Source organism: Streptomyces sp. L500, assembly GCF_054551825.1.
On sequence record NZ_JBTOLC010000012.1, the window covers coordinates 159,376 to 176,676 of the forward strand.

At 72.1% G+C, this 17,301-nt stretch carries 15 protein-coding genes and 1 pseudogene; 7 read left to right on the forward strand and 9 right to left on the reverse strand.

Annotated features, from left to right (window positions below; translation table 11 throughout):
- Positions 1 to 51: 51 nt before the first annotated feature.
- Positions 52 to 1,056, reverse strand: a complete 1,005-nt coding sequence (locus ACX9I7_RS14680; RefSeq protein ID WP_387577888.1) for a DEDDh family exonuclease — start codon at positions 1,054 to 1,056, stop codon at positions 52 to 54.
- Positions 1,057 to 1,117: 61 nt separating this feature from the next.
- The gene (locus tag ACX9I7_RS14685) at positions 1,118 to 3,739 is read right to left on the reverse strand and encodes an MXAN_6230/SCO0854 family RING domain-containing protein (protein WP_459387569.1); all 2,622 of its coding nucleotides are present in this window, start codon (positions 3,737 to 3,739) and stop codon (positions 1,118 to 1,120) included.
- A gap of 228 nt (positions 3,740 to 3,967) precedes the next feature.
- Between ACX9I7_RS14685 and ACX9I7_RS14690 the strand changes: the two genes are divergently transcribed.
- Both ACX9I7_RS14690 and ACX9I7_RS14695 read left to right on the forward strand, forming a co-directional pair.
- Entirely contained in the window at positions 3,968 to 4,849 is an 882-nt protein-coding gene (locus tag ACX9I7_RS14690; RefSeq protein WP_459387570.1) for a sterol desaturase family protein, read from the forward strand.
- Entirely contained in the window at positions 4,846 to 5,598 is a 753-nt protein-coding gene (locus ACX9I7_RS14695; protein WP_459387571.1) for a lysoplasmalogenase, read from the forward strand. Before ACX9I7_RS14690 ends, ACX9I7_RS14695 begins: the two co-directional genes overlap by 4 nt.
- On the opposite strand, the gene ACX9I7_RS14700 is transcribed toward ACX9I7_RS14695, so the two are convergent.
- Positions 5,553 to 7,103: a S8 family serine peptidase gene (locus ACX9I7_RS14700; protein WP_459387572.1), complete on the reverse strand. Its 1,551-nt coding sequence runs from the start codon at positions 7,101 to 7,103 to the stop codon at positions 5,553 to 5,555. The genes ACX9I7_RS14695 and ACX9I7_RS14700 overlap by 46 nt on opposite strands.
- Before the next feature lie 350 nt (positions 7,104 to 7,453).
- Between ACX9I7_RS14700 and ACX9I7_RS14705 the strand changes: the two genes are divergently transcribed.
- The 3 genes from ACX9I7_RS14705 (at position 7,454) to moaA (ending at position 10,528) form a co-directional block, all read left to right on the forward strand.
- A complete protein-coding gene (locus tag ACX9I7_RS14705; protein ID WP_358217473.1) occupies positions 7,454 to 7,771 on the forward strand; it encodes a DUF485 domain-containing protein in 318 nt (105 codons plus the stop codon).
- Complete coding sequence (locus ACX9I7_RS14710) at positions 7,768 to 9,417, forward strand: solute symporter family protein (protein WP_459387573.1); 1,650 nt, start codon at positions 7,768 to 7,770, stop codon at positions 9,415 to 9,417. The genes ACX9I7_RS14705 and ACX9I7_RS14710 overlap by 4 nt, the downstream gene beginning before the upstream one ends.
- Positions 9,418 to 9,538: 121 nt before the next feature.
- Positions 9,539 to 10,528, forward strand: a complete 990-nt coding sequence (gene moaA / locus ACX9I7_RS14715; protein ID WP_459387574.1) for a GTP 3',8-cyclase MoaA — start codon at positions 9,539 to 9,541, stop codon at positions 10,526 to 10,528.
- 54 nt (positions 10,529 to 10,582) lie between these two features.
- Here moaA and ACX9I7_RS14720 read toward each other — a convergent pair whose 3' ends face one another.
- Both ACX9I7_RS14720 and ACX9I7_RS14725 read right to left on the reverse strand, forming a co-directional pair.
- Positions 10,583 to 10,831, reverse strand: coding sequence for a hypothetical protein (locus ACX9I7_RS14720; protein ID WP_387577902.1), 249 nt, complete (start codon positions 10,829 to 10,831; stop codon positions 10,583 to 10,585).
- Positions 10,832 to 11,039: 208 nt separating this feature from the next.
- Positions 11,040 to 11,423, reverse strand: a complete 384-nt coding sequence (locus tag ACX9I7_RS14725; RefSeq protein WP_459387575.1) for a DUF3099 domain-containing protein — start codon at positions 11,421 to 11,423, stop codon at positions 11,040 to 11,042.
- A gap of 220 nt (positions 11,424 to 11,643) precedes the next feature.
- On the opposite strand from ACX9I7_RS14725, the gene ACX9I7_RS14730 reads away from it, so the two are divergent.
- Positions 11,644 to 11,925, forward strand: a complete 282-nt coding sequence (locus tag ACX9I7_RS14730; RefSeq protein ID WP_387577905.1) for a GlsB/YeaQ/YmgE family stress response membrane protein — start codon at positions 11,644 to 11,646, stop codon at positions 11,923 to 11,925.
- 95 nt (positions 11,926 to 12,020) lie between these two features.
- Here ACX9I7_RS14730 and tyrS read toward each other — a convergent pair whose 3' ends face one another.
- The 4 genes and pseudogenes from tyrS to ACX9I7_RS14750 form a co-directional block, all read right to left on the reverse strand.
- Positions 12,021 to 13,421, reverse strand: coding sequence for a tyrosine--tRNA ligase (gene tyrS / locus ACX9I7_RS14735; RefSeq protein WP_387577907.1), 1,401 nt, complete (start codon positions 13,419 to 13,421; stop codon positions 12,021 to 12,023).
- Between the two features lie 65 nt (positions 13,422 to 13,486).
- Positions 13,487 to 14,890, reverse strand: coding sequence for a metallopeptidase TldD-related protein (locus ACX9I7_RS14740; protein WP_459387576.1), 1,404 nt, complete (start codon positions 14,888 to 14,890; stop codon positions 13,487 to 13,489).
- An 82-nt stretch (positions 14,891 to 14,972) separates the two neighbouring features.
- Positions 14,973 to 15,317 (reverse strand): annotated as a pseudogene (locus tag ACX9I7_RS14745) (metallopeptidase TldD-related protein); the annotation flags it as partial.
- 68 nt (positions 15,318 to 15,385) lie between these two features.
- Complete coding sequence (locus ACX9I7_RS14750; RefSeq protein WP_459387577.1) at positions 15,386 to 15,895, reverse strand: NUDIX domain-containing protein; 510 nt, start codon at positions 15,893 to 15,895, stop codon at positions 15,386 to 15,388.
- A 114-nt stretch (positions 15,896 to 16,009) separates the two neighbouring features.
- On the opposite strand from ACX9I7_RS14750, the gene ACX9I7_RS14755 reads away from it, so the two are divergent.
- Positions 16,010 to 17,224: a helix-turn-helix domain-containing protein gene (locus tag ACX9I7_RS14755; protein WP_459387578.1), complete on the forward strand. Its 1,215-nt coding sequence runs from the start codon at positions 16,010 to 16,012 to the stop codon at positions 17,222 to 17,224.
- Positions 17,225 to 17,301 lie beyond the last annotated feature (77 nt).

Here is a 17,301-nt window from a genome sequence, read left to right on the forward strand (position 1 = left end):
ACGGTACCTGGTGGGGTTCGCCCCCCTTGCGACGGGGGCCCGGCCCCCGGCTCAGGCGCCGCCCTCCGCCGGGGTGACGTGCGACAGGAGCTGGACGAACGCCGCCTCGTCGATCACGGGCGTGCCGAACGAGCGGGCCTTGACGACCTTGGAAGTGGGGGAGCCCGGGTCGTTGGTCACCAGCACGCTCGTGAGCCGCGAGATGCTCGTGGCCACATGGAGACCCGCCTCGACGGCCCGGTCCTCCAGCAGCTCCCGGTCGATGGAGGTGTCCCCGGAGAACGCCACCCGCATCCCCTGCTTGAGCTGCCCGCCCGGCGCGTACCGGCCGGGGTTGGGATAGGGGCACGCCGGGCGCTTCCGGCTCGCCCGCCAGGTGCCGGCGCCGTTCCGGTAGGACGGCTGATAACCGACCCTCGCCGAGTACGCGGGCGCGGCCGCCGGGCCGTCGGACCACTCGGTCAGCGGCTGGCAGGCCAGCAGCGGCAGCCGCAGCCCCGCCCCCGCCGCCAGGTGGAGGCTCGGCCGGAACGCCTCGGCCAGCACCCGGGCGTCGTCCAGCGCGTGGTGGGCGCGCTGCTGTACGACGCCGTAGTGGGCGGCGAGCGACTCCAGCTTGTGGTTCGGCAGGGGGAGCTTCAGCTCCTTCGACAGCGCGATGGTGCACAGCCGCTGCCGCACCGGGGCGGTGGTGCCCGCCCGGGCGTACTCCCGGGCGATCATCGACCAGTCGAAGGCCGCGTTGTGCGCGACGAGGACCCGGCCGTCGAGCCGCTTCGCGAACTCGCCCGCGATGTCCTGGAACAGCGGCGCGTCCGCGAGCACTTCGGACGTCAGCCCGTGGATCCACACCGGACCGGGGTCGCGCAGCGGGTTGACCAGCGTGTACCACTGGTCCTCCACCTGCCCTCGGGCGTCCAGCTGGTAGACCGCGGCCGACACTATCCGGTCGTCCCGGGCGAGCCCGGTGGTCTCCACGTCGACGACCGCGTACCCGTCGGGATACGCGGCAGGCCACGGGGTGGGCGATGCGGCGGCGGTGCGGTCTTCGAGCATGGTCCAAGAGCTTACGGGCCACCGCTGACAACGCGGGATCCGGCCGGTCCCGGCGCCGGGATCAGGCCAGCTCCGCCAGCAGCCCGGCGGCCGTCACCCGCTCCGTCCCCGCGCACGCGTCGACGGCACCGGGGAAGAGCCGGTAGACCGTGCCGGTCGCGCCGACCGGGGACATCCCGTCCCCCTCGACGAACGCGAGGAAGACGCGCCGGCCGTCCGCGTCCGCCCCGCCGGCCGGCTCCCGCGACTCCGGCGCCCCCAGCGCGCGCAGCCGCGCGGCGAAGGCGGCGACGCCCTCGCCGTCCCGGCGGCGATAGCGCCACAGCTCGGCACGGGCGTCACCGCCCGCGCCCACCCCGTCCGTGTGGCGGACGACGAGCGTCTCGTCGCATCGTGCCGCCGCGTGCCAGCAGGCGACGTCCCACAGCGTCACCCGGGCCCCGCCCGTGAAGTGGGTCCACAGGTCCCGCGCGAGAGCGCCCGTCGCGTTCCCGTGGCGGCCCAGGTCGTGGACGCCGCTGTCACCCGGAAGGTGGACGTCGGTCCACAGCGCGCGCCCGTCCGCCAGGTCCACGATCATCGGCGCGCAGATCCGCGACTCCCCGGTCAGGTCGAAGCGCTGCCGCACCGCCCGGGGGTCGTACGCCGCGTCCCGCGCCCCCGCGCCGGAGACGGTCATGAATCCCGCGAAGGCGTCCGGCAGCTCGTCGAAGGGCACGTCGTTGTAGCTGAAGACCACCGGCACGGCATAGCGCGCCCCGGCCTCGGCGAGCGCCGGCAGGTCCAGGTCGACGTACTCGGTCGCGCCGTCCGGCGGCGGCGCCGACGTCAGGTCGCCGGAGTGCACGGCGGCGTCGCCCCGGTACCGCAGCCGCGTGTAGTCGCACAGCCCGACCGCCCGCCACCGCTCGTCGAAGAACGCCACCGACAGGTCGAGATCCACCCGGGTGCCCTCGGGCTCCGTCCAGTGCAGGAACAGCCGCAGCACCCCGCCCCCGGGCAGCCGCAGCTCGCTGCCGCGCGGCACCGCGACGAGCGACGCCGCCGAGGACCGCTCGGCGAACGGCGCCGCCAGGGCCGCCAGCCCCGGGTCCAGCACGGCGAGCTCGTAGCGGGACGCGGCACCGAGCCGCCGCACCACCTCGGCCTCCAGCAGCCCGGCGACCCGGGCCGCCAGCGGCGCGGGCAGCGGCGGCCGCACGTCGTCCACGCCCTGGGCGCGGCCCACCCGGCCCCGGGGGAAGAACACCCGCCGCGACGACGGCAGATGCCGCCCCCGCAGCGCGCCCAGCGCCCCGAGCAGCGGACCGGGACCCACCGAAGGCAGCCCGCGCTCCAGCGCCGCGCCCAGCTCGGGCGCGAGCTCCTCGCCCCCGTACAGACGCAGCAACTGATCCAGCCGCCGCACCAGCTCACCCGGCCGCCGCGCCAGCAGCGCCACCGCTCCGGCGGCGTCCCCGCGACGCAGCGCCTCCTCGACCCGTCCGGCCCAGGTGCGCGCGACGATCCGGACACCCCGGACGGCCACCGCCTCCGGGTGCTCCGCCGCCGTCCGCAGCAGCGCCTCGCCCAGTGCCCCCGCGCCCGACACGTCCGTGCCCCGCAGCGCCGCGAAGGCCAGGGCCGCTCGCGGGTGCCGCGCGTGGCCCTCGAACGGGTGGAGGAGCTCCGCCGCGCGCTTCCACGCCCGCGGGTGCCGGAGCAGATCCTCGACGAGCGAGGGCGTCGCGAACCCGTCGAGGACGGCGAGCAGTTCGCGCCGCAGCCCGCGCGGCACCCCGCGCAGCCGGGGAGCCGACAGCAGGTCCGCCTCGCCGCCGGACCACACCCACAGCAGGCGCAGCACGTCCGTGGCGGTCGTCAGCAGCTCCGGAAGCCGTTCCCGGACGGCCGTCACCGTCGCGGGGCCGCCGTCGCGCAGCAGCGTGCCGAACACCAGCGCCCTGGTCTCGCGCACGGGGATGTCGTCGGGCAGCCAGCCCAGGCCGCCCGGCTCGGCGTGCGCCAGGAGGACCTTGACGTCGTCGCGCTCCCGCGGGGAGAGCGGCGTGGCGCGGGCCAGCAGCCCGGCCAGCTCGGCGGCCGCGTCCGCCGTCCGCGAGGTGCCCAGCACGAGCAGCCGCAGCGGCCCCTCGGGGAACGACCGTCCGGCGCCGGTCCCGGCGGTCTCGGCGAGCCGCAGAAAAGGATCCGTACGGTCCACGCGCCGGTGGCACAGCGGGCAGCCCGTGTAGTCCGCGCCGTCCCAGCAGGAGCGGCACACCAGGTGCGCGCACGGCGAGACGGGCAGCACGGCCCCGACCGTCCCGCACAGCACGCACGGCTGCTCCGGCCGCTGGAGCAGCAGGCTGAAGACGCGGTCGACGAAGAGGGCGTCCGTGTCCTTCGGCACCGACGCCGGGAAGCCGCGGAAGAGCGGCATGTGGGTGCGGTCGGCGCCGAGCTGCGCGTCGATCGCGTGCAGCAGGCTCCGCCCGGTGTCGGCGAGGGCCCGCGCCCCGGCCCCCGCCAGCGCCGTGCGCAGCGGCTCGGTCAGCGCGTGCCCGCGGTCCAGCAACTCGCCCTCCAGCGCGGTCAGCCCGGCCGCGACGGCGGGGTCGCTCACCGCGGCGGGCGGCGACGGCTCATGGTCGACGTAGACGGTCCGGGCACGGCGGAGCAGCACGGCGTGGAGTGTGGACACGAAGAGGTTCCCCCTGGAAAAGCGCGAGCGGGGGCGGAGAGTGGGCGCGCTCGGAATCCGTTTTCAGAACGAGTGAGAAGGAAGCACACCGCGGAGCCGCCCCCGCGCCACGATTCTAGGCAGGGGCCGATCAACGCGGCCAACCCTTTTCCGACGCTTTCCCCAACGGCGGTACCCGGGGGTAACAACCCCTAGCGGCACGCCCTCCGGCGCGCTTATGGTGCGGCCATGCCGCACCTACCCGACGTGGTCCTGTGGTCCATACCCGCCTTCGTCCTGCTCACCGCACTGGAGTTGGTGAGCTACCGGCTGCATCCCGACGACCGCTCCGAGGGCTACGAGGCCAAGGACGCGGCGACCAGCATCGGCATGGGACTGGGCAGCCTCCTCTTCGACGCGCTGTGGAAGATCCCGATCGTCGCGATCTACACGGCCCTCTACGAACTCACCCCCCTGCGCGTGCCCGTGCTGTGGTGGACGCTGCCGCTGATGCTGCTCGCGCAGGACTTCTGCTACTACTGGTCCCACCGGGGCCACCACGTCGTACGGATCCTGTGGGCCTGCCACGTGGTGCACCACTCCAGCCGCAAGTTCAACCTCACCACCGCGCTGCGCCAGCCGTGGACGACGCTGACGGTGTGGCCGTTCTACGTGCCGATGGTGCTCGCCGGGGTGCACCCGGCGGCGGTGGCGTTCTGCTCGTCGGCCAACCTCGTCTACCAGTTCTGGGTGCACACCGAGCGGGTCGGCAGGCTGCCCCGGCCGTTCGAGTACGTGCTGAACACGCCCTCGCACCACCGGGTCCACCACGCCTCGCAAGGCGGCTACCTGGACCGCAACTTCGGCGGCATCCTCATCGTCTGGGACCGGATGTTCGGGTCCTTCGTGCCGGAGGGCGAGCGCCCGGTCTACGGCCTGACCAAGAACATCCACACGTACAACCCGCTGCGCGTGGCCACCCACGAGTACGTAGCCATCGGGCGCGACGTGAAGGCGGCGCGGAGCTGGCGGGAGCGGTTCGGGCGCGTCTTCCGGGGGCCCGGCTGGCAGCCGGACCGACCGGCCGAGGGGCGGACGACACCAGCGGCGGTCCCCGAGCGGGTCGCGTGAGCGGGAACCGGGACCGCGCCGCCACGGCGGCGCTGGCCGCCTTCGGCGCCACCGCGGTGATCCACCTGAGCGCCCTGCTCGCGGGCGCCACGCTCCTCGCCCACGTCACCAAACCCGCGCTGATGCCGCTGCTGGCCGCCCACGCGCTGCTGCGCGGCGGGCCGCCCCTGCTCGCGGGCGCGCTGCTCCTCGGCTGCGGGGGCGACACCCTGCTCCAGGTGGGCGGGGACACCGTCTTCCTGCTGGGCATGGGGTCCTTCGCCGCCGGGCACGTCTGCTACCTGCTGCTCTTCGCCCGGCACGGCAGCCCCGGCGGCGCCCGGACGTACCGGCTGGCGGCCCTCTACGCCGCCGCGTGGCTCACCGTGGTCGTCCTGCTGTGGCCCGGTCTGGACGGGGAACTGCGGGTCCCGGTCGCGCTCTACAGCCTGCTGCTGACGGCGATGGCGCTCGGCGCCACCCGCGCCCGGCTGCTGTCCGGGGCGGGCGGGGCGCTGTTCCTGCTGTCGGACACGCTCCTCGCGAGCGGGCTGGCGAAGTGGCCGCAGGCGCCCGCGCCCCAGTTCTGGGTCATGCTCACGTATATCGCCGCGCAGTGGCTGCTGACCCGGGGAGTGCTGCTGTGCCACGGCGGACACCGCGTGGGTACGGAAGAAGAGGCCGGCCGGTCGTCGGCCGGCCCCTCCACCCGGCGCGGGTCAGATCAGTCCCGGACCGCCGCCAGGGCGTCGACGATGCCGAAGCCGTAGAAGCCGTTCACGTGCTCGGTACCGGCGCAGGTGGCCTTCCACTTGCCGGTGCCGTCGGGGTCGTACGCGGCCGTGGGGCAGCCCGGGTTGTTCGCCTGGGCCTTCATCAGCCACTGGATCTCCTGCGGGCTGGACTTGGGGTGGGCGCTCTTCAGCAGCGCCGCCACACCGGCCACGTGGGGGCTGGCCATCGAGGTGCCCTGGAGGTACGCCCAGTCGCCGCCCGGCATCGTGGAGAGGATGCGGCCGTCCTTGGCCGGCAGCTCGGGCACCTGGAGGATGTCACCGCCGGGGGCGGCGACGTCGACGGAGTTCAGTCCGTAGCTGGAGTAGAACGACTTCTCCCCGCGCACACCGGTCGCGGAGACGGTGATGACGCCCGGCAGCTGCGAGGGGACGTCGAGGCAGACCTTGGGGTCTATCTTCCGGGGCAGCGGCTTGGAGTCGTTCGGGCTGGAGGCGTCGGCTATCTCCTTGGACGCCAGGTCGAAGTTGGAGTTGCCCGCCGCGGCGACGTTGACCACGCCCTTGTCCTGGGCGTACCGCGCGGCCCGGCCGACCGCGTCGGCTATCGCCTTCTGGTCCGCGTGGTCCGGGCAGTTGAACATCCACGGGTCCACGTAGTAGCTGTTGTTCGTCACCCCGGCGCCGTGGTCGGCGGCGAAGACGAAGGCGCAGACGACGCTCTCGGCGTAGAAGAAGGCGTTGTCGTCCGGGGTGCTCACCTTGATGGCGGAGACCTTCGCGCCGGGAGCGACGCCCGCGACGCCCACGCCGTTGCGGGCCGCGGCGATCGTGCCGGCGACGTGGGTGCCGTGGTAGTCCTTGGCCGGGTCGTGGGGGCGCCACGCGCCGGGGCTGGTGTCGGCCTTGCCGGTGACGCAGCTGGCCGACTTGTCGGCGGCGAAGTTCGGGGCGAGGTCGGGGTGGGTGTCGTCCACGCCGGTGTCGATGACCGCGACGGTCACCTTCCGGCTGCCCGGGTTGATCTTCGCGGCCTTGTCCGCGCCGATCGCGCCGAGGTCCCACTGGAGGCCCTCCAGCGGCTCCTTGCCGGCCGCCGCGTCGCGGGCCGCCGCCAGCGCGCCCTCCTTGGTGAGCTTGAGCTTCTCCGGCTTGCCGTAGTCGGTCGTGGCGGCCGACCGCAGCGGCGCGGTGCGCGTGGCGCCCGTCGAGGCCACCCCCGGCACCAGACGCAGCGTCTCCGCGAAGTGCGGGTTCTTCGAGTGGGCGACGATCACGCCAATCTTGTCGTACGAGACGACGATCGTGCCCCCGGCTCGTTCGATCGACCGCTTCACCAGCCCCGTCGTGGGCGCGCCGGGCTTGATGTTGACGACGTACGAGAGCAGCGGGCCGTCCGTGGTGACGGCGGCCTTCGCGGGAACGCCGGCCGAGGGGGCGGCCGATGCCGCGCCCGGCAGGAAGCCGAGGGAGGCGGTGAGTGCCAGACCGAGCGGGGCCGCCAGCAGGGCGCGGCGTCGTCTGAGTCGCAGATGAGCCATGGAGTTCTCCACATCATCCGGAAAACCGCCCGTGCGCACGGGTGTGCGGGGGCGGGGTGTGACGAGTGAAGCTAGCGCCGATCAGCGGGCCCGGGCAATGAATTCCTCAAGAATGCCGGTGGAGCCGAGGACTCCGGGAGTGTCAACGCGGCGCCTTTCCATGGCAGTCGGCCGTATGAAGGGCAGGGACTGTCGCATACTGCGGTGTCGCTCTACGATGCGTGATCCCAGTCACAGGCTCGGCTCGCGCCCCCGCACCCACTCGTTCAGGAGAGGCCGTGGACTCAGAAGAGGCCGTGGGTATCCCCCCGACCGCACCCGACGGGCCGGTCGAGCCGGCTCGTCCCACCATCCCCGCCCAGCCGGACAACTTCCTCGACGTGCAGTCGAGCGCCGAGTTCGGCGAACTGCGCAGTGCGCACCGCTCGTTCGCCTTTCCGCTCACAGTCGCCTTCGTCAGCTGGTACCTGCTCTACGTCCTGCTGTCCAACTACGCCGGCGGGTTCATGGACACCATCGTCGTCGGCAACATCAACATCGCCCTCGTGTTCGGGCTGGCGCAGTTCCTCACCACCTTCCTGATCGCCTGGTGGTACGCCCGCCACGCGGAAGCGAAGATCGATCCCAAGGTCGAGGCCCTCAAGGCCCGTCTGGAGGCGGGCGAATGACGCCACGCACCACCGTCCTGACCGCCGCCGCCCACCCGCTGGCGGCCGGCGGCGCGAGCGAGCACCGCACCCTGATCATCACGCTCTTCTCCGTCTTCGTCGCCGCCACCCTCGGCATCACCGTGTGGGCGGGCCGGCAGACCAGGGACGCCACCGACTTCTACGCCGGCGGCCGCTCCTTCACCGGCTTCCAGAACGGCCTGGCCATCTCCGGCGACTACATGTCCGCCGCCTCCTTCCTGGGCATCGCCGGGGCCATCTCGCTCTACGGCTACGACGGGTTCCTCTACTCCATCGGCTTCCTCGTCGCCTGGCTGGTCGCCCTGCTGCTCGTCGCCGAGCCGCTGCGCAACTCCGGCCGCTTCACCATGGCCGACGTCCTCGCCCACCGGCTCAAGCAGCGGCCCGTGCGCACCGCCGCCGGGACGTCCACCATCGTCGTGTCGATCTTCTACCTGCTCGCCCAGATGGTCGGCGCGGGCGCGCTGGTGGCCCTCCTCCTGGGCGCCACCGGCGAGGGGGCCCGGCGCTGGATCATCGTCCTGGTCGGCCTGGTGATGGTCCTCTACGTGACCATCGGCGGGATGAAGGGCACCACCTGGGTGCAGATCGTCAAGGCGGTCATGCTGATCGCGGGCACCCTGCTGATCACTTTCCTGGTGCTCAACAAGTTCCACTGGAACCTCTCCACGCTCCTCGGCCGCGCCGCCGACGCCAGCGGCAAGGGCCGGGCCTTCCTCGAACCCGGCCTCCAATACGGCAAGGACGGCACCTCCAAGCTCAACTTCGTCTCGCTCGGCCTCGCGCTCGTCCTCGGCACCGCCGGACTGCCGCACATCCTCATCCGCTTCTACACCGTGCCCACCGCCCGGGCCGCCCGTAAGTCGGTGAACTGGGCCATCGGCATCATCGGCGCGTTCTACCTGATGACCATCGCCCTGGGCTTCGGGGCCGCGGCCCTGGTCGGCCCCAAGGCGATCACCACCTCGAACGAGTCCGGCAACACCGCGGCGCCGCTGCTCGCCCAGGAGGTCGGCGGAGGAGCGGGCTCCACCGGCGGGGCGATCCTGCTGGCCGTGATCTCCGCGGTCGCCTTCGCGACCATCCTCGCCGTCGTCGCCGGGCTGACCCTGGCCTCCTCGGCCTCCTTCGCCCACGACCTGTGGGCCAACGTCATCCGCAAGGGACGCACGAGCGAGAAGGAGGAGATCCTCACCGCCAAGCTCGCCGCGGTCGTCATCGGCGCCGTCTCCATCGCCCTGGGCATCTTCGCCCACCGGCTCAACGCGGCCGCCCTGGTCGCCCTGGCCTTCGCCGTCGCCGCCTCCGCGAACCTGCCGACGATCCTCTACAGCCTGTTCTGGAAGCGCTTCACCACCCAGGGGGCCCTCTGGTCGATCTACGGCGGACTGATCTCCTCCGTCACCCTGGTGATCCTCTCCCCGGTCGTCTCCGGCAACCCCAAGGCGCTCTTCCCGGGCATGAGCTTCGACTACTTCCCGCTGGGCAACCCCGGCCTGGTCTCCATCCCCCTGGGCTTCGCCCTCGGCTGGCTGGGCTCCCTGCTCTCCAAGCCGGCTCCCGACCAGGAGAAGAAGTACGCCGAACTCGAGGTCCGCTCCCTGACGGGCTACGGGGCGCACTGACCCCGGCCCCTCCGGAAGGCGACAGCCCCTTCGGGCGGCGACGGCCCGGCCCCTCCCGCGCGCGATCGCGTACCCTGCGACCAGCGAACGAACGTTCAAATCCGGCGGGAGGGGCCGCACCGTGCTCATAGACACCTACGGCCGTACCGCCACCGACCTGCGGGTCTCCCTGACCGACCGGTGCAACCTCCGCTGCGTCTACTGCATGCCCGAAGAGGGACTGCAGTGGCTCGCCAAGCCCGGCCTGCTCACCGACGACGAGATCGTCCGCCTGGTCTCCGTGGCCGTCACCGCCCTCGGCGTCACCGAGGTCCGCTTCACCGGCGGCGAGCCCCTGCTGCGCCCCGGCCTCGTCTCCATCGTCGAACGCTGCGCCGCCCTCGCGCCCCGCCCCCGGCTGTCGCTGACCACCAACGGCATCGGCCTGGCCCGTGTCGCGCCGGCCCTGGCGGCCGCCGGGCTGGACCGGGTCAACGTCTCCCTCGACACCCTGCGCCCCGAGGTCTTCACCGCCCTGACCCGCCGCAAGCGCCACCAGGACGTCCTCGACGGCCTGGCTGCCGCGCACGCCGCCGGCCTGGCCCCCGTCAAGGTCAACGCCGTGCTGATGCCCGGCCACAACGACGACGAGGCCCCCGACCTGCTGGCCTGGGCCATCGAGCACGGCTACGAACTGCGCTTCATCGAGCAGATGCCGCTCGACGCCCAGCACGGCTGGAAGCGCGACGGCATGATCACCGCCGGGGAGATCCTGGCGAGCCTGCGCACCCGCTTCACCCTCACCCCCGAGGGGGAGGGCGTCCGGGGCTCCGCCCCCGCCGAGCGCTGGACCGTCGACGGCGGCCCCGCCCGCGTCGGCGTCATCGCCTCGGTGACCCGGCCCTTCTGCGCCGCCTGCGACCGCACCCGGCTGACCGCCGACGGACAGGTGCGCACCTGCCTGTTCGCCACCGAGGAGTCGGACCTGCGCGGGGCGCTGCGCTCGGGCGCCACGGACGAGGAGATCGCCGGGCTGTGGCGGACGGCCATGTGGGGCAAGAAGGCGGGCTCGGGCATCGACGACCCGTCGTTCCTCCAGCCCGTGCGCCCGATGTCGGCGATCGGCGGCTGAGGCCGGCGGCTTTGGTCGGCGGCCGAGGTGAGCGGCTTTGGTCGGCGGCCGAGGTCAGCGGTCGGCGGCCGACGCCTCCCACTCCGCCAGCGTCACCACGTCCTTCAGGAACCCGCGCAGGGAGAGGAAGTTGGACAGGTGCTCGCGGTGTTCGTCACAGGCCAGCCAGGTCTTGCGGCGCTCGGGGGTGTGGAGCTTGGGGTTGTTCCACGCCAGTACCCAGACGGCGTCGGCGCGACAGCCCTTGGCGGAGCAGATCACGGCGCTGTCGGGGGAGTTCGGGGAGGAATTCGGGGAGTTCACCCCTCGACTCTACGTGGCCGGACACGGCGACGCCGGGCAGCCACGGGGGGAGCCGCCCGGCGTCGGTCTGTCGCTCCGACGGGGGATGCGGAGCGCCTACGAAGTATGTCACGGGGGGCCCGGAACGGGGCACCGATCCACATGATTGATCTGAGGTTTTCTTGAGCTTGTCGCACCGCCCGGCCGGCCGTCGCCCGGAACCGGAGGGTCAGCCGTTGTCGCGCCCCTGATCGGGCCGGCCCGGCCGTCCCGCTTCCGCGACGGGTTCCGCGGGCGCGCCCGCGGACCGCTCCGGGGCCCCGCCCAGCATCGGGCGCGTCGGCGCCGGTATGAACGTACCGGGCAGCGAAGGGGCGTTCTCCCGGCCCGCGTTGGCGATGACGACGGCCACATAGGGCAGCAGCGCGCCCAGGACCAGCGTGCCCATCGCCACGTAACGCTCGATGTTCCACAGGATCACGGTGAGCACCACCGAGAGTGTCCGGATGCCCATCGAGACCACGTACCGGCGCTGCCGCCCGCGCACGTCCTCCGCGAGGCCCTGGCGGGCCCCGGTGATCCGGAAGACCTCCGACCCGCTCAGCTTCCGCATCACGTTCCACCACCCGACTGCCGCACCGACTCGCTCGGTCCCGTACGTACACAACGTTACGCCGCGGCCTTCCGGCGGACGAGACCGGGTCGGTCGCAGGACGGCTCACCGATGGGCGCCCGAAGTGCGCATACGGCGTACGGGCGGATCCGACGTGCGCCGTAGGAGGGACGGCCCCAGAATGGCGGAGCACCCATGTCGCTCCGCACGAGGAGGCGAGATGAACTGGTTGTGGGCAATCGTCGTCGGACTCGTCCTGGGCCTGATCGCCAAGGCGATCATCCCCGGAAAGCAGCAGATCCCCCTCTGGCTCACGATCCTTCTCGGCCTGGCCGGCGCCCTCCTGGGCAACTGGCTGGCGGGCGTGCTGGGCGTCCGCCACACCAACGGCATCGACTGGATCCGGCACCTGCTCCAGCTGCTGGGAGCGGTGATCTTCGTCGCGATCGGCGACCGGCTGTGGGTCGGCGTCCGGGGGGAGAGGCGCGGCAGGGTCAGCTGAACCGGACCCGGAAGCCGGGAGAACGAGGGTGGCCGGTGCGCGGAACCGCGCACCGGCCACCCGTCTCGCTCAGGGCCGCCTACCGACAGGGCCGCTTACAGACCGCGCAGCTCGGCGATCTTCCGGCCGGCCTTCAGGTAGACGGTCGCCTCCCGGCCGGCCAGCAGCTCACGGGCCACCTCGCCCAGCGGCCGGATGGCCTCGGCCTCCGGCAGCACCACGGCCTCCTGGCCCTCGGCGGTCTCGAAGACCAGCCGCAGACCGTTCTGCTTGGCCACCCGGCGGGCGGCCGAGGCGCTCGGCTGGAAGCCCAGCACCTTGCTGAGCACGGCCGTGGCCGGCTCCTCGCCGTGCTCGGCCAGCTCCACCACCGGCGTCTCCACATCGGTGAAGTTCTTCTTGGAGAACTGCGCGACGAAGCCCGCGCGGGCCGCCATCGCCGCCTCCATGCCGTACAGCGCGGCCACGACCTCACCCGCGAGGATCTTCTTCAGGTCCATCGGGTGCAGCGACTTCTCCTCGACGCGGGAGAGGACCTGCGCGATCTCCGCGTCCGTCCACTCCGTCCACGCCTTGAGGTACGGCTCCATCAGCCGGTCCGGCACCGACATGATCTTGCCGAAGACGTCGTCGGCGGACGCCGACAGCCCCACGTAGTTGCCCTTGGACTTGGACATCTTCGCGCCGGTGCCGTCCGTGCCCTCGATCAGCGGCATGGTGACGACCAGCTGCGGCTTCTGGCCGTGCACCTCCATCAGCTTCCGGCCCATCTGGAGGTTGAGCAGCTGGTCGGCGCCGCCGAGCTCGACGTCGCAGTTCAGCGCCACCGAGTCCAGGCCCTGCGCGATCGGGTACAGCATCTCCGTCATGGTCAGGCCGGAGCCCGCCGCGAGCCGGTTGCGGAAGTCCTCGCGCTGGAGCAGCTGCGAGACCGGCACCTGCGCGAGCAGCCCCAGCAGCTCCGGGAAGGTGTACGGCGCCAGCCACTCGCTGTTCTGCCGGAAGCTGACCCGGTCGAAGTCGAAGAACGGGCGGACCTGCTCCCGGTAGCTCGCCAGGTTGTGCGCGATGTCCTCGTCGGTCAGCGGCGGGCGCTCGGCCGTACGGCCCGTCGGGTCGCCGATCTTGGCCGTGAAGTCACCGATGATCAGCGTGACGTCGTGGCCCAGCCGCTGGAACCGGCTGAGGATGATCAGCGGCACGGCGTGGCCCAGGTGGACGTCCGTGGCCGTCGGGTCGATGCCCAGCTTGATGTGGAGGCCCTTGCCCTCGGCCTGCCGCGCCTCGATGCGCTCGGCCAGCTTGGCCACGCCCGGCAGCACCTCGACCGTACGGGAGGCGATCAGCTCCGCCTGGTCCTTGGGCGAGAGGTCCGACAGGTCCAGATAGCGCCGCGCCTTCGTCTCCGTGAGCAGCTGCTCCACGGCCGAGTCGGTGGAGAGGTCCTGCGCCAGCAGAGCGCTGGCGCGCGCGACGGAGTCGCCGAGGCGTGTCATCGTGGCGTTCCTGTAGTGGGTTGTCGGACAAAGGACAGGACGAGTCTATTTGCTGCGGCCGCCGGTCAGACGCCCCGGCTGACCGAACTCATGTTGAAGTCCGGAATCCGCAGCGCCGGCATCGCCGCCCGGGTGAAGTAGTCGCCCCACTCGCGCGGCAGCGTCGGCTCGGTGCGCCCCGCCTCGGTCGCCCGGGCCAGCAGCCCCACCGGGGACTCGTTGAACCGGAAGTTGTTGACCTCCCCGACGACCTCGCCCTTCTCCACCAGATACACCCCGTCCCGGGTCAGCCCCGTGAGCAGCAGCGACGCCGGGTCCACCTCGCGGATGTACCACAGGCACGTCAGCAGCAGCGCGGGACCGTCGTGGCCGCTCGCGGCGACCATCTCCGCGAGCGACCGGGTGCCGCCCGCGTCCAGGATCAGGTTGTCGGTGTACGGGGTGACGGGCAGGCCCGTCAGCTCCGCGCTGTGCCGCGTGGTGAGCAGGTGCTCCAGCACGCCGTCGCGGATCCAGTCGGTCGCGGCGATCGGCAGACCGTTGTCGAAGACCGACGCGTCGTCGCCGGAGCTGCCCGTCAGCACGAACGGGGCGCACTCCAGCCCCGGCGCGTACGGGTCGCTGCGCAGCGTCAGCGGCAGCCCCGACAGCTTCTCGCCGATCCGGGTGCCGCCACCGGTCCTGGAGAAGACCGTGCGGCCCTCGGCCGCGTCCCGGGCCGCCGCCGACCACTGCTGGTAGACCAGCAGATCGGCCACGGCGGAGGGCGGCAGCAGCGTCTCGTACCGCCCGGCGGGCAGCTCGACCTTCCGGCCCGCCCACGCCAGCCGCTCGGCCAGTTCGGCGTCCAGCGCGCGCGGATCGACGTCCGTGAAATCACGCGTGGCCCGCCCCGCCCACGCCGAACGGGTCCGGTCCGGGGACTTGGCGTTCAGCTCCAGCGTGCCGGTGGGCTGGTCGTGGCGCAGCCGCAGCCCGGTGGACGTGCCCAGATAGCTGGAGACGACCTCGTGGTGGGCGAACCCGTACAGCTCCCGCCCCTCCGCCCGGGCCCGCGCGAAGGCCTCCCCGAGGGCGGGCGCGAAGCCGTCGAAGACGGCGGACGAGGTCTCCGCGGGCGCCCCGGTGAACTCCGGCGCCTCCGGCACGCCCGTCACCAGCGGCTGCGCGTCCTCGGCCGGCCCGGCCTCCCGCGCCGCCGCCTCCGCCGCCCGCACCAGCGGCTCCAGCTCGGCGGCGGTGACCGCCGACCGCGAGACGACCCCGGACGCGGTGCCCCGGGCACCGTCGACGGTCGCGATCACCGTGACGTCCCGGCCACGGGTGACCCCGTTGGTCGTCAGGGCGTTCCCGGCCCAGCGCAGATTGGCGGTCGACCGCTCCTCGGCGATGACGACGCACCCGTCGGCGCGCGAGAGCTCCAGCGCGCGCTCGACGAGCTCGTGGGGCTTGTGCTGGCGAGGACTCATCGACCGGCCTCCTGCGTCGTATTAAGACTGTGCTTGCCCGGGGGACGACCCCCGGACCCCCGGCCGGACCCGTGCGCGCCGCTCATCGACCGGCCTCCTGCGTCGTATTAAGGATGTTCACGCCCCGGAACAGGGCCGACGGGCAGCCGTGCGAGACCGCGGCGACCTGCCCCGGCTGCGCCTTGCCGCAGTTGAACGCCCCGCCCAGGACATACGTGTCCGGGCCGCCGACCGCCTCCATGGATCCCCAGAAGTCGGTGGTGGTCGCCTGATAGGCGACGTCCTTCAGCTGCCCGGCCAGCCGGCCGTTCTCGATCCTGAAGAAGCGCTGCCCCGTGAACTGGAAGTTCACCGCAGGGTCGGGGGGCATACGTCTCCGATCGGCGTCTATGCAGGTCAGGGGGTCTTTCACGGTATGCCCTCGATCCCTGTTCATACGGGTTGAAACCGGACTGTACGGGGTCTGGTGACGACTTGGTGCCGACCTGGGACAGCCTACTGAGCAGCGCCGTCGTGCTGGTCGGCTCGGGTCGTCGGCGCCCCGTGTTCGAGGTACTGCGGCCGGCCCTGCCCTCGGGCGGCGACCGCCTGCCTCACGCGACGCGCGAGCCGGGGGATCAACAGATCGTCGAGAGCGCTCACGGGGTGGAATTCCGCGCCCAGCAATTCGTCAGCCTGGAGCTTGATCGCGCTCACGTCCTCCGGCTGGAGCTCTCCGCCGTCGAAGACCCACAGGACCTTGTCGCCGTCCCGCTCGTTCGGGGCCCAGTCCACGACCAGGAGGGCGCCGATGGGCGGGGTGATGCCCAGTTCCTCTTGGACCTCCCGCTCGCAGGCGGTGAGAGGCGACTCGCCCACCTCGATGTAGCCGCCGGGGATCTCCCACATGGGCTTGTACGAGGGTCGGACCAGGAGCACGTCCCCTTGGTCGTTGAAGAAGAGCGCGCCTGCCGCCATCCGGGGGCGCGCCATGCGGAGCTCGTGCTCGTTCTGGGTCTCGGTCATGGGGCGAGCGTACGGAACGTCTCGCGTGCCGTGTCTGGCCCGTTGCCTGTCGTTGTGCTGGGCAGCGTGTGACACTCGACGCGACGTAGCCAGGGGAGGGCGACGATGCGCGGCATGACGGACCACCTCACGTTCGGCCAACGGGTGAGGTTCTACCGGGAACGGCGGGGGCTCCGGCAGTGGGAACTCGGTGCGCTGATGGACCGCTCCGAGGACTGGGTGTACCGGGTCGAGGCCGATCGCATCCCGGTCAACAGCGTCAAGCGGCTCACCGAACTGGCCGACGCGCTGCGCGTCCATCTGGAAGATCTTCAGGGCTCCCCGACGCTGCTCGATGACCGAGGCGACCACAAAGGCAGTGTGCCTGCCATAAGGGCTGCTCTGATGCAGTCCCGCCGGTTGTCCCGCGACCTGGTCGACGGTCGGGACGTCCCCCACCTCGCCCGGCTGGAGGCTGAGGTCGACCGGGCCTGGCGTCTCTTCCAGGGCTCGGAGTACGCACGGCTCGCCGAGGTGCTGCCGGGCCTCCTGGCTGACGCTCGCCTTGGCGTTCAGGGCCACGTCGACGGCCCGCAGCACGCGAAGGCCCTTCGACAATTCGCCCTGGCCATGCATGTTGCCGCCGTGTACCTCCGTAAGCTCGGCGAGACCAATCTCGCTTGGACCGCCATCGATCAGGGCGACATCGCCGCGAGCGAATTGGACGACCCGGCCGTGACGCTGGCAGTCCGACGTGGCGTCGCGCACGTACAACTGGGCGCCGGCCTGGCTGAGGAAGCGGCCAGCGTCACCTTGGACGCGGCACAGGACCTTGCTGTGGGCTGGTGGGAGTCGTCGCCGGTCGCTTTGTCGGTCTACGGCACGTTGTTCCTCAACGGTTCGATTGCGGCTGCTCGCATGCGGGACCAGGGCCTGACTGCCGAGATGCTGAGCCGGGCGCAGAGTGCCGCCGATCTCTTGGGCGGGAACTCTGATGAGATGTGGACCGCGTTCGGGCCTGCCAACGTTCAGATCCACCGGTTGGCCACCGCGCTGGAGATCGAGGACATCGATGCCGCTGTGGCCATAGCGTCCGACTCGAAAGCGCGCCGCTTGGGCGCCGGGCTGCCTGTGGAGCGGCAAGCGCGCCTGCTTCTGGATATGGCTCGGGCGTACGGTGAAGCGAACCGGGCAGATGAAGCTGTGGAGAACCTGAAGCGGGCCTATCAGAAGGCACCGGAGCAGATCCGCGCACATGAGTTCGCCCGAGACCTGGCTCGGCGGCTGGCCAAGCAGACCCGCCAGCGGGAGGTCCACGACCTGGCGGTCAAGCTCGGCGCGATCAACTAGACGGCTCCGACGATGAGCCCGGTGGACCCGGAAATTTTTTCCGGGTCCACCTTCGTTTGCGGCCCTACCTTCACTGG